A 15,363-nucleotide genomic window follows, 5' to 3' on the forward strand; every position below is an offset into this window, starting at 1 on the left:
TGGCGCAGAATGTCGATCGCGACTTGCGCAGCCAACGGCGTCGACGTGGCGCACATGCCGTTGGTCGCCATCACTGGTGACCGGCCCGGAAAATGAAAATCTCGCATGATGTCTCCCTACTTCACATGTGAAGTTTATCGGGAGTTACGGTTTATGCAACCAGTTGGTCCAAGCAGGCCCAAAAACGGTGCTTAGTCAGGGACGCGGAAGCTGAGTTCGTTGTGCCCTGTTGCGTGGCGATTGTAGCCAATGTCCTGTGCCAAAGACCGCACAAGCCCCCAGCCAAATCCACCTTCAGGCATGTCAAGAAGGTCGCGATCCAGATCAGGCATAACCCCATCCGGAAGCTGGTTGTCAGGCATCTCCGCACCATTGTCGCGCACTTCCACAAACCAACATTGGTCCGCGTAGTTGCAAGCAATCACAATTTGGCCGTCATTGCGCCCGGCCAGCGCGTGTTCCACAACATTGTTCAACACTTCGGCCAGCACAATTTCGAGCACACCCGCATTGCAGGCTGCAAACTCTTGTGCCGTCAACTTGTGACGCAGAGTCTCAAGCGCATTGCGCACCTCCGTGGGGGTGCCCTTAAGCTCGATGTGGATATCAGCCTTAGGTTTAATCAATCTGGGGTGTGTCCCTAACATCAGATCAAAAGTCAGATGACAATCGCGTCATCTAAAGAATTGTGAATACGGAACACAGTGTCCATACGGGTCAACCGGAAAACTTTATCCACATTTTCGTTAAGTCCCGCCAATTCCAACGGATTTTTACCGCCCAGCTGCTTCATGGCCGCCACAATGGCGCCCAAGCCACTGGAATCAATGAAATCCACCTCGGACAGGTTTAGAACCACGCGGCCATCTGCCGTGTCGGTTTCTTCGCGCATGCGATCTTTAAATTGAATGGCCACGGATGCATCAATCCGTGTTTCGTGAACAGATACCACCAGGGCATCACCCTCTGCCTTACTCGACAGATTCATATGACGTCTCCTTCACCTTTCGTCCTTGGCACAGTCTAGGCCGCAATGGTTACCAATGTATGAGCGCGCCCCGTGGATCTACGGAATTGCGCACCTGCCCCAATTGGCGCAAAGAACTTTGTAACATCCTTGCAAAGATTTTCAGGCAAGGCCAAGAGCAATTGATTGTGACAGGGCTGCGGAGGAGCAAAAACCATGAAAAAAGTAGTGATTGCAGGGGCGTCCAGGACGCCGATGGGTGGTTTTCAAGGCGCGTTTGATGGTGTGGAAGCTGCCGAGCTTGGCGGCACCGCGATTCGTGCGGCGCTTGCGGATGCCGGGGCCACCACCGCGGACGAAGTGTTAATGGGCTGTGTGCTGCCCGCGGGTCAGGGGCAAGCGCCCGCACGTCAAGCAGGCTTCAAAGGTGGTCTGGAAGAGGACGTTCCGGCCACAACGCTTAACAAGATGTGCGGCTCCGGCATGAAAGCCGCGATGATGGCGTTTGACAGCGTCGCGCTTGGCGACCGCGACGTTATGATTGCAGGCGGCATGGAAAGCATGACCAACGCGCCTTACGTTTTGCCAAAAATGCGCGGCGGGGCGCGGATTGGCCATCAGCAGGTGGTGGACCACATGTTCCTTGATGGTCTGGAAGATGCCTATGACAAAGGCCGCCTGATGGGCACCTTTGCCGAAGACTGCGCCGAGAGCTTCCAATTCACCCGTGAAGCGCAGGACGAATATGCGTTAAAATCTTTGGCCAACGCTCTGGAGGCGCAGAAATCCGGTGCGTTTGAAGGCGAGATTGCCGCTGTAACCCTAAAAACCCGCAAGGGGGATGTGGAAATTGCGCAAGACGAGCAACCAGGCAATGCCCGCCCCGCAAAAATCCCTCAGCTCAAGCCTGCCTTCCGCAAAGACGGCACTGTGACCGCGGCAAACAGTTCTTCCATTTCAGACGGTGCCGCGGCGCTTGTGGTCGCCTCGGCAGAAGCTGCCGAAGTGCAAGGTCTAAAAGTGCGCGCAGAGATTGTTGGTCATGCCAGCCATGCGCAAGCCCCAGGCCTGTTCACCACCGCGCCTGTGCCTGCCGCGCAGAAGCTGCTCGAAAAAATCGGTTGGAAAAAAGAAGACGTCGACCTGTGGGAAGTCAACGAAGCCTTTGCCGTGGTGCCAATGGCCTTCATGCACGAGATGGGCTTGAGCCGTGACATCGTAAACGTGAACGGTGGTGCCTGTGCATTGGGTCACCCAATTGGTGCCTCTGGCGCACGCATCATGGTGACGTTGCTGAACGCATTGGAAAAACGCGGGTTGAAGCGCGGCATTGCCGCGATTTGCATCGGCGGCGGCGAAGGCACAGCCATTGCGATTGAGCGTATTTAGGCGAAACTGCCGATAGAAATGCAAAACGCCGCGAGACTGTCTCGCGGCGTTTTTTTGTTTTTTGGCCTTAAGCCCCCAGAGCTTTGGCGATCCAAACCACCAAGACGCCCAGCGCCACGGCCATCAACCCCATAGTACGACGTTGGCCTTCGCTGAAGCTGCGCAGCATTTCCAGCAGCTCCTCAACGATAGAAGGGGCCAGTGCGTACACCAGCCCCTCCAAAACCAAAACCAACCCGAAAGCCAGAAGTGCGGTTTCAACCATCAGCGACCCTGGGAGTTGCCGAAGTAGTTGAAAAACTCGCTGTTCGGGGACAGCACCATCGAAGAGGTGCCACCGGTCAGCGATGCACGGTAGGCGTTGAGCGAACGGTAGAATTCAAAGAACTCCGGGTCCGCACCAAAGGCATCGGCAAAGATTGCGTTACGTTGCGCATCCGCTTCACCACGAGAGATCTCAGACTGACGTTTGGCATCAGACACAAGTTCCACCACGGTACGATCCGCCTGCGCGCGTTTGCGTTGCGCGGCTTCGTCACCACGGGCAATCTCGTCGGCAGCTTCCCGTTCACGCTCTGCACGCATACGAGAGAAAGTTGCTTCCAAGTTGGCTTGTGGCAGGTCGGTGCGCTTCAAACGCACATCGATCACCTCAAGACCCAGCGCACGCGCTTCGGTGATGGCGTTGTCGCGGATACGGTTCATCAGGCTTTCACGCTCTGTGGAGAGCACCTGATCAGACCGCACTGAGCCCAGCACTTCACGGGTTTGCGCCCGCAAGATGTTGTCCAGTCGACGTTCCGCCAACTCTACACCACCGGCACCAACGGCCTGACGGAACTGGTTCACGTCAGCGATGCGATAGCGCGCAAAGGCATCCACAACCAGACGACGGTCATCCAGAGGGGTTACCTCAAGCGGACCAACTTCGCGGCTCAGGATACGGTCGTCATAGGTGACCACTTCCTGAATGAGCGGAATTTTGAAGGCCAAGCCAGGATCTTCTTTCACAGTGACCACACGGCCAAACTGCAGAACCAGGGCTTTTTCACGCTCGTCCACAATGAAGATTGAGGACAGAAGGCCAGCGATCGCGATCACCAAGATTGGCAAAAGATACGTTGTCTTTTTCATATCAGTTGCTCCCCTTGCGCAGCTCGTTCAGCGGCAGATACGGCACCACACCAGAGCCACCGGATTGTTCGTCGATGATCACCTTGTCGATGTCGCCAAGAACCTCTTCCATGGTCTCAAGATACAAACGCTTGCGTGTCACTTCCGGAGCCTTTTGATACTCGGTCAAAACCGCCGAGAAACGGCTGGCTTCACCTTCGGCCTCGTTCACAACGCGCGCACGGTAGGCTTCAGCTTCTTCCAGGATTTGCGCCGCTTCACCACGGGCACCCGCTGTCACACGGTTGGAATAGGCATCCGCTTGCTTCTCCAAACGGTCCCGCTCTTGGGAAGCCGATTGCACTTCGCGGAACGCGTCTTTTACTTCCTCGGGGGGATCGGCACCGTCAAAGTTCACCCGCACGATGTTCACGCCGGAGTTATATGTGTCCAAAGTCACCTGGATCGACTCTTGCAGACGGTCGGTGATCACACCACGGTCCCGGTTGAGGATCGGCGCAAGCTCAGACTGCGCAATGATTTCACGCATCGCGGATTCAGACACCGCGCGAATGGTCTCACGTGGGTCACGTAGGTTAAACAAGAACTGCGCTGGGTCAGAAATGTTCCAAACCACCTGATAGTCGATGTCGACGATGTTTTCATCACCGGTCAGCATCAGGCCATCTGTGCCACGACCAGGAATTTCCTCGGTCTGTTCGTTTGTGACTGGCAGCACTTCGGCTGTGACCAAAGGCCATGGCGCAAAGTTCAGACCAGGCTCACCCGTTGCGGAGTATTTGCCAAGGAACAACTCAACAGATTTCTCTTCCGGTTTTACGGAATAGAAGCTGGTGGCGCCCCAGGCGACAACTGCAAGCCCCAGACCGGCCAGCACAGCGCCACGGCTGATACCGGGACCACCAGAGCCACCGGCGCTGCCGCCATTTTGGCCGCCTCCGCCTTGACCACCGCGACCGCCCATAAGCACACGCAACTGATCCTGACCCTTTTTCATCAGGTCATCGATGTCGGGAATCTGCGGGCCATCGCCCTCAGGGGGACGTCGACCGCCACCGTTTTCATTGTCGCGATTGCCGCCACCTTGGTTGCCTCCGCCTTGGTTGTTGCCGCCCCCTCCCCAGGGGCCGCCGCTGTTTCCTGCCATTCGGGATATTCCCTTCCTGTATCGTGTTTGGCGTTCCCCTAAATCTGAGGTTTGCGCCAGAAAAATCAACCCATATACGGCCTAAAGGCTGCGTACAGGGGCTTTCATGGTTACCAGTTCTTCAGACATTGTGGGATGAACCGCCACTGTCCGATCAAAGTCTTCTTTGGTTGCGCCCATCTTTACGGCAATGCCAGCCAACTGGATCATCTCACCGGCGCCCGGCGCAACGATGTGACAACCAAGCACTTTACGTGTCGCTTTGCTGACAATCAGCTTCATCAATACCCGTTCTGCACGCCCGGCAAAAGCCTGCTGCATTGGCTTGAAGCTGGTGGAATAAACCTCAACCGGCTCTTGCATTGCGGCGTCTTCTTCCGACAGCCCGACAGTGCCCATTTCCGGCTGGGTAAAGATCGCAGTTGGAATCAAATCGTGATCCACCGGTGTTGGATTGCCTTTGAACACAGTTTCCACAAAAGCCATGCCTTCGCGGATCGCCACTGGGGTCAGGTTCACACGGTCGGTCACGTCACCCACCGCATAGACAGACGGCACACCGGTCTGGCTGTACGCGTCCACAACCACCTCGCCTTTGCGGCCCAGTTTCACACCAATCTCTGCGAGGCCCATGCCGTCTGTGTTTGGCGCACGACCAGTGGCAAACATCACCTGATCAAACAGGCGATCACGCCCGTTGGAATCTGTCACCCGAATCTTGTCGCCGTCTTTCACCAGCGAGATCGCGTTGGTGTTGAGTTGCACATCAATGCCCCGTGTGACCATCTCTTCGCTGATCAGCGTGCGGGCTTCATTGTCAAAGCCACGCAGGATTTGCTCACCGCGGTAGAACTGCGTGGTTTTCACACCAAGGCCGTTCATGATGCCGGCAAACTCAGACGCGATGTAACCACCACCCACAATCAACATGCTGTCTGGCAGTTTTTCCAGGTGGAAAATTTCGTTGGAACTGATGCCCAGCTCTGCGCCGGGCAGCTCCGGCCAGACCGGACGCCCACCCATGGCCAACAAAATGTGCTTGGCGGTTTTCTGGGTGCCATCAGCGAGTTCGACAGTATGAGCGTCGACCATCTTGGCGCGCAGATCAAAGCTTTCGACTCCACTGTTTTTCAACAGGTTGCGATAGATGCCTTCAAGACGGTCAAGTTCGGCGTGTAGTTTGCCTTTAAAGGCGTCCCAGTCAAACGCGCCCGGCGTGATGTCCCAGCCATAAGCCTGCGCATCCTCAACCATGCCTGCGTATTCAGACGCAAAGACCATCAGTTTTTTTGGCACACAGCCCCGGATCACACAGGTGCCGCCATAGCGGTCTTCCTCGGCCAATGCGACTTTTACACCTTCGGCTGCCGCAACACGCGCAGCCCGTACGCCACCGGAGCCACCGCCGATGACAAAGAGATCATAATCAAAGGACATGATGTGCCTTCTTGTTAGTCCACCAGATCGGTGAACAGATTGTCTGTTTCAGCGAAGTCGAGCATCGCCTCTTCGATTGTGCCAGCGTTGATGTCGCGCACTTCCACGCGCCCATCGCCGTAGCCCACAACCACCGCATCACAAATATCGATGAACAGCCCGTTTTCAACCACACCCGGCATCTGGTTGATCACAAGTGCGAGTTGGCGGGCATCACCAATGCGGTTCAGATGCAGATCAAGGATATGGTTGCCTTCATCCGTTATGAACGGTGCGTCACCATTCATGCGCAACGTGCTGTTGCGGCCCAATACATCCATGCTCACAAGGGTTTCTTCAATCAACGCCTGTGTGGTCTGCCAGCCAAATGGCACCACTTCTACTGGCAGCGGGAAAGCCCCCAAGGTTTCGACCTCTTTGCCCACATCGGCAATCACAACCATTTGATCCGATGCAGTCGCCACAATCTTCTCTTGCAGGAGGGCGCCGCCGCCGCCTTTGATCAGGTTGAGGTCGGCATCAAATTCGTCCGCACCGTCAATAGTCACATCGAGCCATTTGGCTTCATCGAGACTGATGACCTCAATACCAACCTCTCGTGCCAGCTCAGCTGTACGGGTCGAGGTCGGCACACCTTTGATGCGCAATCCTTGTTCACGCACCATCTCACCGAGGCAGCGCACCAGCCATGCGGCGGTCGAGCCTGTGCCCAACCCAACGCGCATGCCATCCTCAACATAGTCGGTGGCGCGTTTGGCGGCGACAAATTTGGCCTTGTCGATGGGCGACAACTCTCCGGTCATTGCGGCAACTCCCTGCATGCTTTGAGACTTTATAAGAAAGAAGGGCGTCGGGCGCGAGGGGGGAATGTCGGAAATTACACGCCAAAGCCGCCTGATTGCGCCACCTCACCTCATACAAGCGCAAAAGACAAGCGGTTGACCCGCTTACCCGCGCGTGTTTCCTATCGGAAACGTCGCTTTTGCACTGCCAAGAAAGAGCGGTGCATCTTAGAAAGACTTCAAATTCCGCGCGCAGGACGAAGGACCACTTACTTATGTTTCTCTCAGTCTTTGATATGTTCAAAGTGGGTGTTGGCCCGTCTTCGTCACATACAATGGGGCCGATGGTGGCGGCTGCGCGGTTCCTCGACGCGATGCGCGCCTCTCCGTTTGAATTCCACGGGCTGCGCGGGTCTCTGCATGGCTCCCTCGCCTTTACCGGCGTCGGCCACGCCACCGACCGTGCAACGATACTGGGCCTCGCAGGCTTCCTGCCTGACAGCTATGACCATGAGCTAGCGGAAGCTGCGCTTGAACACATCCGCGAGACCGAAACGGTGCAGCCAGAAGGCTTGCCAGTTCTGAAGTTCAATCCACGCGAAGATCTGAAGTTTGACTTTGGGCCCAACCTGCCCGGCCATGCCAATGGCATGATCTTGATGGCAACCGACGCACAGGGCGACGTGACCTTACAAGAGACCTACTACTCTATTGGCGGCGGCTTTATCCTCACCGAAGCAGAACTGGCCGAAGGCAAAGCCACCGACGAAGGCACGCCGGTGCCCTACCCGTTTAAGTCTGCGGTGGAGATGCTGGAGATGGCTGAACATTCCGGCAAGACAATTGCCGAGATGAAAAAGGCCAACGAAGTGGCACGTGGCTGTCATGAGAGCCTGTCCAAAGGCTGCGCCCGTATCTGGCAGGTGATGAATGACTGTATTGATCGCGGGCTGGTCACCGACGGCACTTTGCCCGGAGGCCTAAACGTGCGGCGCCGCGCCAAAGCAATCCATGATGCCCTACAAGCCGAGCGCGGCATGAACCTGAATGCGCCACACACCATCAATGATTGGATGAGCGCCTATGCCATGGCGGTGAACGAAGAGAACGCGGCTGGCGGCCAAGTGGTGACTGCGCCGACCAATGGCGCGGCGGGCGTGATGCCCGCGGTGATCCGCTATTGGCTCGATCACGTGCCTGGCGCCACAGCATCACGCGTGGATGAGTTCCTGCTCACCGCCGCTGCGATTGGCGGCTTGGTGAAGTTCAACGCGTCGATCTCTGGAGCTGAAGCAGGGTGTCAGGCCGAAGTAGGCTCAGCTGCTGCTATGGCTGCGGCCGGACTATGCGCCGTGATGGGGGGCACGCCGGAGCAAGTGGAAAATGCAGCCGAGATCGCGTTGGAGCATCACCTTGGTATGACCTGTGATCCGGTCAAAGGCCTGGTTCAAGTGCCATGTATTGAACGCAACGGGCTGGGCGCGATCAAGGCCGTGTCGGCAGCCTCTCTGGCGTTGCGCGGAGATGGGCAGCATTTTGTGCCATTGGACTCGGTGATAGAAACCATGCGCCAAACCGGGGCCGATATGCATGAGAAGTACAAAGAGACCTCATTGGGTGGCCTCGCGGTGAACGTGCCAAACTGCTGATCTTAAGGCTGCGCAAACACGCAGCCATCTGAAATCAACTCCGGCGGTGTCATGCATAAGGCCCGTGCGACCTGAAACGCGGCAAGCACTTTGGGGACATAGGCGCGGGTCTCCGCATAAGGCGGCACCCCGGCGTGCTCTGCAATGCTGTTCTCCCCGGCATTATATCCGGCCAACACCAAAATAGGGTCGTCCTCAAATTTCTCCATAAGGAAATCGAGGAACCTCGCCCCCCCGGCAATATTGTCGGCCCCCGCAAAACTGTCTTCGACGCCAAAACGTGCGGCAGTGTCCGGCATCAATTGCATCAGCCCTTCCGCGCCCGCACCACTCACAGCATCCGACTTCCCCCCGGATTCCACCGCGATCACAGCCAACACCAACGCGGGCGAGACCTGCGTGCCAATCGTGCTGCGCAGTATGTCGATGCCATGGCCCTGCACAATGGATTGCAATGTCGTCAAGCGCGGCGTGGGCACGCCGTGCCCTACAGGCGGCTTGGACACTTTGTTCAAAGCGTTCTCCAGACGACCGGGACCGGAATCATCTAAGTTTGGTGAGACCTCTTCCCAAAACCACGCCATCGCACCAACTGCGGCTTGAGACGGGGAGTCGCCTGCGGTGCCCGCGTCCTGCGCCTCCGGCACAACCACTGTTGGCGTGATCTGGACATTGATGCGGCTGCCCTGCCCTGGCTTGGGAGGCTTCACGCGTTTGGCCGAGAAATCGGGAAAAGGCTTGGGGGCCTCGGCAAAAGCCGACTCACTGGCCGCAAAACCTACCAAAACGGACAGCGCTGCGGCCCACACACTCTTTTGTACCAACATGTTGATTGCCTGCTCAGGTCATTTTGCGCCAGTTTCGCAGATTTTGGGCATTCAGGCCAGTTTTGCTGCCTCATTGCTGCCCAAGTCTCCCGATTCGGCCCCAATCCCCTCACATTGGCAGCACCCATTAACAAGATATGAAGATTTATATTCCGATATTTCAGTCGGTTAAACGGAAAACAACAACAATCAGCATTTGATCCAAAATCGAACCACTTGCGCCCAATTCCCGCCCCATTCGAAGGGGATATTGCTGTCATACCAAGTCGAGCAGGCATGAGAGAGACACGCCAACGACGCCCGACACGGTGACACAAATTATCTGATCCTTTGGAGGGACACATCATGATCAAGTTTTTCAAAAACTTCCGTAAAGACGAAGCTGGCGCCGTAACTGTTGACTGGGTTGTTCTGACCGCAGCCGTTGTTGGCCTGGCCGTTGCAGCTTTCACCGCAATCGAAAGCACAACTTCCACACTGACAACCGAAGCTGCCGTGGCTCTGAACGCTGCTGACGCATCTTCCGGCGCAATCGCCACCGAATAATAGCAGCCTCGTTCTGCAGGGCGTGCAGGCCTGAATGGCCTGCCCCCACTTACCAAACACATCTATTTCTGGAGTATTCCAATGATCAAATTCATCAAAAACTTCCGCAAAGACGAAGCTGGCGCCGTAACTGTTGACTGGGTTGTTCTGACCGCAGCCGTTGTTGGCCTGGCCGTTGCAGCTTTCACCGCAATCGAAAGCACAACTTCCACACTGACAACCGAAGCTGCCGTGGCTCTGAACGCTGCTGACGCATCTTCCGGCGCAATCGCCACCGAATAATTCGGATGAGTTTCTAAAAAGGGCGCGATTATTGCGCCCTTTTTCCCAAACCGAGGGCCTCCCTCATCTATTGCTGGAGAACGCACATGAAACCGTTCATCAAAAACTTCCGCAAAGACGAAGCCGGCGCAGTCACAGTTGACTGGGTTGTGCTGACCGCGGGCATCGTGGGGCTGGCCGTCGTAGTGTTTGCTGCCATTGAATCCGCAACTGCGACACCGGTGACCGCCGCAGCCGTCACAATCAACGGTGCTGACGCAAACACAGCTGCCTTTGCAACTGAGTAAACACCGATTCTCAAATATTTGAGCTTTGCACAGGCGCCCAGAACGGGTCGCCTGTTTGCGTTTTGATGGCACAGCTGTTTCCGATTGCCCTCAAACCAGCGCCGTGGCTCCCAGAATTCGCCACATTTGCCACTCAGACTGACCCATGAACCATTCCCATTGCGCCCTTTGCGCGGGGATCAACATACGAGGTGGAACCCATGCGTGCTATTTTTGCAGCCGTTATGCTTTTTGGATTGGGGATCGCTGGATTCGCGGTCTACATGGCGCAGAATTATATCAAGGGCTACGAAAACGCCCTGGAACAGCAAAAAACCGAAAGCCCAACCGTTGAGTTGGTGGACGGGTATGTTGTTGCGCGCCCAATGAAATTTGGCGAAAAGCTCGCTCTGAAAGATGTGCGCCGCGTACAGTGGCCCAAAAAAGCCGCTCCCGAAGGCATGTTCACAGACGCCGAAGTGTTGTTCCCAGACGGCAACAATCGGCAGCGCGTGATTTTGCGCTCCATGGAGAAAGGCGAGATCCTGCTGGCAGCCAAGGTCACAGAACCTGACGAAGAAGCTGGCATCACCTCGCGCCTGAAAAATGGGGAGCGCGCCTTTACCATCAAAGTTGACGTGACCAGCGGTGTCTCCGGGCACATCCGTCCAGGTGACCGCGTGGACATCTATTGGACCGGCCGCATTGAGCGTGACGAAACCAACCGTGGTGAGTTCACCAAGCTGATTCAAGCCAACGTGAAGTTGGTTGCCGTGGATCAGTCGGTGAACGAAGAGCAAGCGGAAGCCAAAGTTGCTCGCACCGTCACCGTCGCCGCCACAACCGAACAGGTGCCAGCCCTGACCCAGGCGCAAAGCTCCGGTCGCCTGTCCCTGTCCTTGGTAGGCGCAAACGACAACACCGTTGCGGAAGTCATCGAGGTGGATCAACGCATGTTGCTTGGCATCGAAGAGGTGGAAGACGCCCCGGAAGTACGAAAGATTGTCCAGGTTCAACAGCCAAAAGTCTGCACAATCAAGAACCGCAAAGGCGCACAGGTTGTGGAAATTCCGATCCCCTGCACCAACTGACGCAAATTTTAACGATCTGATCGTAGTACAATTTTCAAAGGCGCCACCACCTCGGGCGCCTTTGTTTGTTTGACCAAAGCCAACTTAATCCCTGACTGCCCTGTGACACTTGTCCCACAGGGCAGCGCCTCAACAAACCGCCGGAACCCTTTGATTCTTGCAATATTTCGACACTTGGCGCAGAGTGGCTGAAAATGTGGGCAAAAGACCCGCGAACCGAGGCGTGATCGAGAGGCAGGTCACATGACACTAAAAAGTATTTTTGGGGCGGCCCTTTTGGGAGTCGCCGTTGGGGTTTTGCCAATGATGGCACCCCCGTCATTCGCGGATTCTCTGCGTGTGGTGCGAAGTGGAACATCCTCTTCGCTCAGCGTGCCGATGAACCGCGCGGTTGTGGTGGAAAGCGACGTTCCTTTTGCGGAACTGTCCATTGCCAACCCAGCCATTGCGGACATCTCGTCGCTGTCAGACCGCACCATCTACGTGCTTGGCAAATCGCCGGGACGGACCACGCTGACCTTGTTGGATGCCACTGGCAAACTCATCACCAACGTGGACGTGCGTGTGGCGCCGGATCTCTCAGAGTTCAAAGAACGCCTGAAGCAAATCTTGCCCAACGAAAAAATCGACGTGCGCTCGGCCAACGATGGCATCGTTATGTCTGGCACGGTATCTTCCTCGCAACGCCTGCAACGGGCGCTGGATTTGGCGGAACGCTACGCACCGGAACGCGTGTCCAACCTGATGGTTGTTGGCGGTGTGCAACAGGTCATGCTGAAAGTGCGCTTTGCAGAGATGCAGCGCAGCGTGTCCAAAGCACTGTCGACCGACTTCCAGATTACCGGAAACGGAAACATCCTGCAGACCGGCTTCTTTAATCAGCCAGTTGACGCCACAACCGGACAGCGGCCCCTCAATCCTGGCACCCGCGGTGCTGGTTTGTTTAACTTGAATGCGGGCGCCTTCGAAATCAATCTGATGATCCAAGCGCTGGAAAGCAAAGGCATGGTACGCACCCTTGCGGAACCAAACCTCTCCGCGCTGTCCGGCCAAGAGGCAAAGTTCCTCGCCGGTGGGGAATACCCCATCCCAGTGGCGCAAGACGGTGGCGAAATCTCTGTTGAGTTCAAACCCTTTGGTGTCGAGCTCAACTTTGTGCCCCGCGTTGTCGATGGCGACCTGATCAATTTGGAATTGGCCACCGCCGTGTCCGCACTGGATGAAGCCAATGGCTACAACGACGGCACCGTATCCATTGCAGCCTTTAGCCGCCGCGAAACCTCGACCACCGTCGAAATGCGCGACGGGGAAAGCTTTGCGATTGCCGGTCTGTTGCAGGACAACTTCCTGGACAACAACGCGCAGCTGCCTTGGCTTGGTGATGTGCCGGTTTTGGGCACCTTGTTCCGCAGCGCCGACTACTCCCGCTCCCAGTCCGAACTGGTTGTGATCGTGACCGCTCATTTGGTCACGCCAACCCGTGGCGAAGCACTTGCTCTGCCAACGGACCGGATCAAACCACCTACCGAGCAGGAACTGTTCCTGTTTGGTCATGTCACCAGCGGTGCCAAAAAGCAGCGCGGGGCGGCTGGCGAAGTTGCCAAACAAGACTTCACCGGCTCCTACGGCTACGTGATGGACTAAGGAAAGGCTGAGACATGTATCAAAAACTCGCCGCACTTGCCCTGCTGTTGATCACCGCCTGTTCAGACGGTGACAACAGCGCAGTGCCCTCTTGGGTCCGTGAATCCGGCTCCGTCATTGACAGTGGAACCTTTGGATCAGCAACATCCAACAACATTGGCATTCAAAATGGCGATAAGTCATACGTACTAAGCCTCGCCACCCGATTTGCCGAAGAAGTGCCAACCATGGTGAACTTCGACTTTGACAGCGCTGTGCTTGACCAAAACGCGCGGACCGTTCTGCGCCAGCAAGCCGAATGGATCCGTCAATTCCCGGAAGTGCGCTTTAAAGTCTACGGACACACGGACGCAGTGGGCAGCAACAGCTACAATAAGTCACTTGGTATGCGCCGCGCGCGCGCCGTTGTGTCTTACCTGTCCAGTCAAGGCATCGGCCGCAATCGACTGGAAGCCGTTGTGTCTCTTGGTAAAACCCAACCGCTGATTGCAACCGGAAACCGCGAGCGGCGTAACCGCCGTACTGTAACCGAAGTCACCGGTTTTGTGTCTAAACATCCAAACATCCTGGATGGGCGCTATGCCTCGGTCATCTACCGCGAGTATGTCGCAAGCGCGATTCCACCCGCCAAGATCACTGGCTTGTCATTGACCGGCGGCGGCGGCGAATAACACATACAAATCAAAGCACTAACAAGAGCCGGCCCCTGGGTCGGCTTTTTTGCGTTTCAGAAACGATCCGTCACATTTGAGAGGATCGTCGCACAATACCGCACAATTTCGGCTTTTTGGCCCCAATGTTGCCCAAGTTGGGGGTGATCTTCATTCCCGAGGCAAAGTGTGTCTGACGCGAGTCGGGCCGCCGGCAATCGGGGTGATTGACGGGCCAATGCCAAAAGAGGTGGGCACCTCTGCACAACAACAGGCGCAAGATGCGCCAGAGGACTTGAGGCTGAAGATGAGTAGCGAAGCGCTGCAAACCGATCAAAATCCAATCCTGGCATGTACAATCTGCCGGGATGTGCAGAATTTTGAACTTCTGATCGTGGATATGGAAGAAGCTCTTGGGGAACAATGGGGCGACCTCGGCTTTGAGGATGCCGTGCCATTCATGGCGCAACCCGAAGCGGAGCAGCTTGAATTCATTGCCATCGCGATGGATGACATGGATGAGGATTCGCTGGATGAGCTCACCGAGATCATCACAGAGGCACGCAACCGCAACATTCGCACACTTTTGATCGCTGAGGACGTGACCCCTGCGTCTTTGCACACATTGCTGCGCCACGGCGCCGATGAGTTTATCCCCTACCCGATTCCGCCCGGCGAATTGCAAGCCGCCATCGACAAAATTCGCGCCGCCGCCAAGGCCGCCGAGATTCCTGCAGCATCACAAGTGAAGCTGGCCGCCACCGAAGATTCACGTGAAGGCGTGTTGATCGCAGTGCACGGCCTTGCCGGAGGCACAGGCGCCACCACTTTGGCGACCAACCTTGGTTGGGAATTGGCCACAACAGGCAAAGATGCCCCCAGCGTATGCCTGGTGGATTTGGATCTCCAGTTTGGCACCATGTCGACATATCTGGACATGCCACGGCCAGATGCTGTGTTTGAGCTTCTGACAGACACCGAAAGCATGGATAGCGAGAGCTTTGGCCAGGCGTTGCAAACTTACGAAGAGACGCTGCATGTTCTGACGGCCCCTGCCGAGATCATTCCCTTGGATCTTGTCAGCCCAGATGACATTGCACGCATGTTGGAGATGGCGCGCAAACACTATGATTATGTGATTGTCGACATGCCATCAACGCTGGTGCAGTGGTCTGAAGTCGTGCTGCAGGCGGCTCATGTCTACTTTGCCACCATGGAAATCGACATGCGTTCGGCACAAAACGCCATGCGCCTTAAGCGGGCGTTGCAGGCTGAAGACCTGCCATTTGAAAAACTGCGCTATGTCATGAACCGGGCACCGAAATTTACCGATCTGGCTGGCAAAAGCCGCGTGAAACGTCTGGCGGAAAGCCTGGGCATCTCGATCGATTTGAACATGCCGGATGGCGGCAAACAGGTGACCCAATCTTCGGATCACGGCCAACCTCTCGCCATCAGCGCTGCGAAAAATCCGCTGCGCAAAGAAATTGCCAAACTCGCCGCCAGCCTGCACGCGCTGGATCAATCCAGCGAAAAAGCCGCGTAACAAAGG

Annotated in this window: 17 protein-coding genes; 9 read left to right on the forward strand and 8 right to left on the reverse strand. The window is 56.3% G+C overall.

The genetic code is table 11. The features are described 5' to 3' along the window. Positions 1–191: 191 nt before the first annotated feature. Positions 192–626 (reverse strand): ATP-binding protein, encoded by a 435-nt coding sequence (locus QZ517_RS07000; protein ID WP_294224214.1) that lies wholly within the window; start codon positions 624–626, stop codon positions 192–194. A gap of 32 nt (positions 627–658) precedes the next feature. Then, the gene (locus QZ517_RS07005) at positions 659–988 is read right to left on the reverse strand and encodes an STAS domain-containing protein (RefSeq protein ID WP_294224219.1); all 330 of its coding nucleotides are present in this window, start codon (positions 986–988) and stop codon (positions 659–661) included. Between the two features lie 195 nt (positions 989–1,183). On the opposite strand from QZ517_RS07005, the gene QZ517_RS07010 reads away from it, so the two are divergent. Continuing rightward, positions 1,184–2,356: an acetyl-CoA C-acyltransferase gene (locus QZ517_RS07010; RefSeq protein ID WP_294224221.1), complete on the forward strand. Its 1,173-nt coding sequence runs from the start codon at positions 1,184–1,186 to the stop codon at positions 2,354–2,356. A 67-nt stretch (positions 2,357–2,423) separates the two neighbouring features. Here QZ517_RS07010 and QZ517_RS07015 read toward each other — a convergent pair whose 3' ends face one another. The 5 genes from QZ517_RS07015 to rpiA all read right to left on the reverse strand — a co-directional run bounded on the left by QZ517_RS07015 (position 2,424) and on the right by rpiA (position 6,877). After that, a complete protein-coding gene (locus QZ517_RS07015; protein ID WP_164645370.1) occupies positions 2,424–2,621 on the reverse strand; it encodes a DUF2065 domain-containing protein in 198 nt (65 codons plus the stop codon). After that, the gene (locus tag QZ517_RS07020; protein WP_294224226.1) at positions 2,621–3,490 is read right to left on the reverse strand and encodes a protease modulator HflC; all 870 of its coding nucleotides are present in this window, start codon (positions 3,488–3,490) and stop codon (positions 2,621–2,623) included. The genes QZ517_RS07015 and QZ517_RS07020 overlap by 1 nt, the downstream gene beginning before the upstream one ends. Before the next feature lies 1 nt (position 3,491). Then, positions 3,492–4,637, reverse strand: coding sequence for an FtsH protease activity modulator HflK (gene hflK / locus QZ517_RS07025; protein ID WP_294224232.1), 1,146 nt, complete (start codon positions 4,635–4,637; stop codon positions 3,492–3,494). 81 nt (positions 4,638–4,718) lie between these two features. After that, on the reverse strand, positions 4,719–6,074 hold the full coding sequence (gene gor, locus QZ517_RS07030; RefSeq protein WP_294224235.1) for a glutathione-disulfide reductase: 1,356 nt from the start codon (positions 6,072–6,074) through the stop codon (positions 4,719–4,721). A gap of 14 nt (positions 6,075–6,088) precedes the next feature. Continuing rightward, positions 6,089–6,877: a ribose-5-phosphate isomerase RpiA gene (gene rpiA / locus QZ517_RS07035; RefSeq protein ID WP_294224238.1), complete on the reverse strand. Its 789-nt coding sequence runs from the start codon at positions 6,875–6,877 to the stop codon at positions 6,089–6,091. A gap of 254 nt (positions 6,878–7,131) precedes the next feature. Here rpiA and QZ517_RS07040 point away from each other — a divergent pair, with 254 nt between their 5' ends. After that, positions 7,132–8,505, forward strand: coding sequence for an L-serine ammonia-lyase (locus QZ517_RS07040; RefSeq protein WP_294224240.1), 1,374 nt, complete (start codon positions 7,132–7,134; stop codon positions 8,503–8,505). Positions 8,506–8,507: 2 nt separating this feature from the next. Here QZ517_RS07040 and QZ517_RS07045 read toward each other — a convergent pair whose 3' ends face one another. Further along, a complete protein-coding gene (locus tag QZ517_RS07045; protein WP_294224243.1) occupies positions 8,508–9,332 on the reverse strand; it encodes a lytic transglycosylase domain-containing protein in 825 nt (274 codons plus the stop codon). A 345-nt stretch (positions 9,333–9,677) separates the two neighbouring features. Between QZ517_RS07045 and QZ517_RS07050 the strand changes: the two genes are divergently transcribed. The 7 genes from QZ517_RS07050 to QZ517_RS07080 all read left to right on the forward strand — a co-directional run bounded on the left by QZ517_RS07050 (position 9,678) and on the right by QZ517_RS07080 (position 15,357). Next, a complete protein-coding gene (locus QZ517_RS07050) occupies positions 9,678–9,878 on the forward strand; it encodes a hypothetical protein (RefSeq protein WP_283426603.1) in 201 nt (66 codons plus the stop codon). A gap of 81 nt (positions 9,879–9,959) precedes the next feature. Next, the gene (locus QZ517_RS07055) at positions 9,960–10,160 is read left to right on the forward strand and encodes a hypothetical protein (RefSeq protein ID WP_283426605.1); all 201 of its coding nucleotides are present in this window, start codon (positions 9,960–9,962) and stop codon (positions 10,158–10,160) included. A gap of 86 nt (positions 10,161–10,246) precedes the next feature. After that, the gene (locus QZ517_RS07060) at positions 10,247–10,447 is read left to right on the forward strand and encodes a hypothetical protein (protein WP_294224248.1); all 201 of its coding nucleotides are present in this window, start codon (positions 10,247–10,249) and stop codon (positions 10,445–10,447) included. Positions 10,448–10,647: 200 nt separating this feature from the next. Beyond that, the gene (cpaB, locus tag QZ517_RS07065; RefSeq protein WP_294224251.1) at positions 10,648–11,517 is read left to right on the forward strand and encodes a Flp pilus assembly protein CpaB; all 870 of its coding nucleotides are present in this window, start codon (positions 10,648–10,650) and stop codon (positions 11,515–11,517) included. 243 nt (positions 11,518–11,760) lie between these two features. Continuing rightward, positions 11,761–13,161 carry a type II and III secretion system protein family protein gene (locus QZ517_RS07070; RefSeq protein WP_294224254.1) on the forward strand — a complete coding sequence of 467 codons (1,401 nt, stop codon included), beginning with the start codon at positions 11,761–11,763 and terminating at the stop codon, positions 13,159–13,161. 14 nt (positions 13,162–13,175) lie between these two features. Next, positions 13,176–13,832 (forward strand): OmpA family protein, encoded by a 657-nt coding sequence (locus QZ517_RS07075; protein WP_294224255.1) that lies wholly within the window; start codon positions 13,176–13,178, stop codon positions 13,830–13,832. Positions 13,833–14,118: 286 nt separating this feature from the next. After that, positions 14,119–15,357 (forward strand): AAA family ATPase, encoded by a 1,239-nt coding sequence (locus QZ517_RS07080; RefSeq protein WP_294224338.1) that lies wholly within the window; start codon positions 14,119–14,121, stop codon positions 15,355–15,357. The last annotated feature ends 6 nt before the right edge of the window (positions 15,358–15,363 follow it).

It is taken from the genome of uncultured Shimia sp. (genome assembly GCF_913054185.1).
Lineage (GTDB): Bacteria > Pseudomonadota > Alphaproteobacteria > Rhodobacterales > Rhodobacteraceae > Shimia.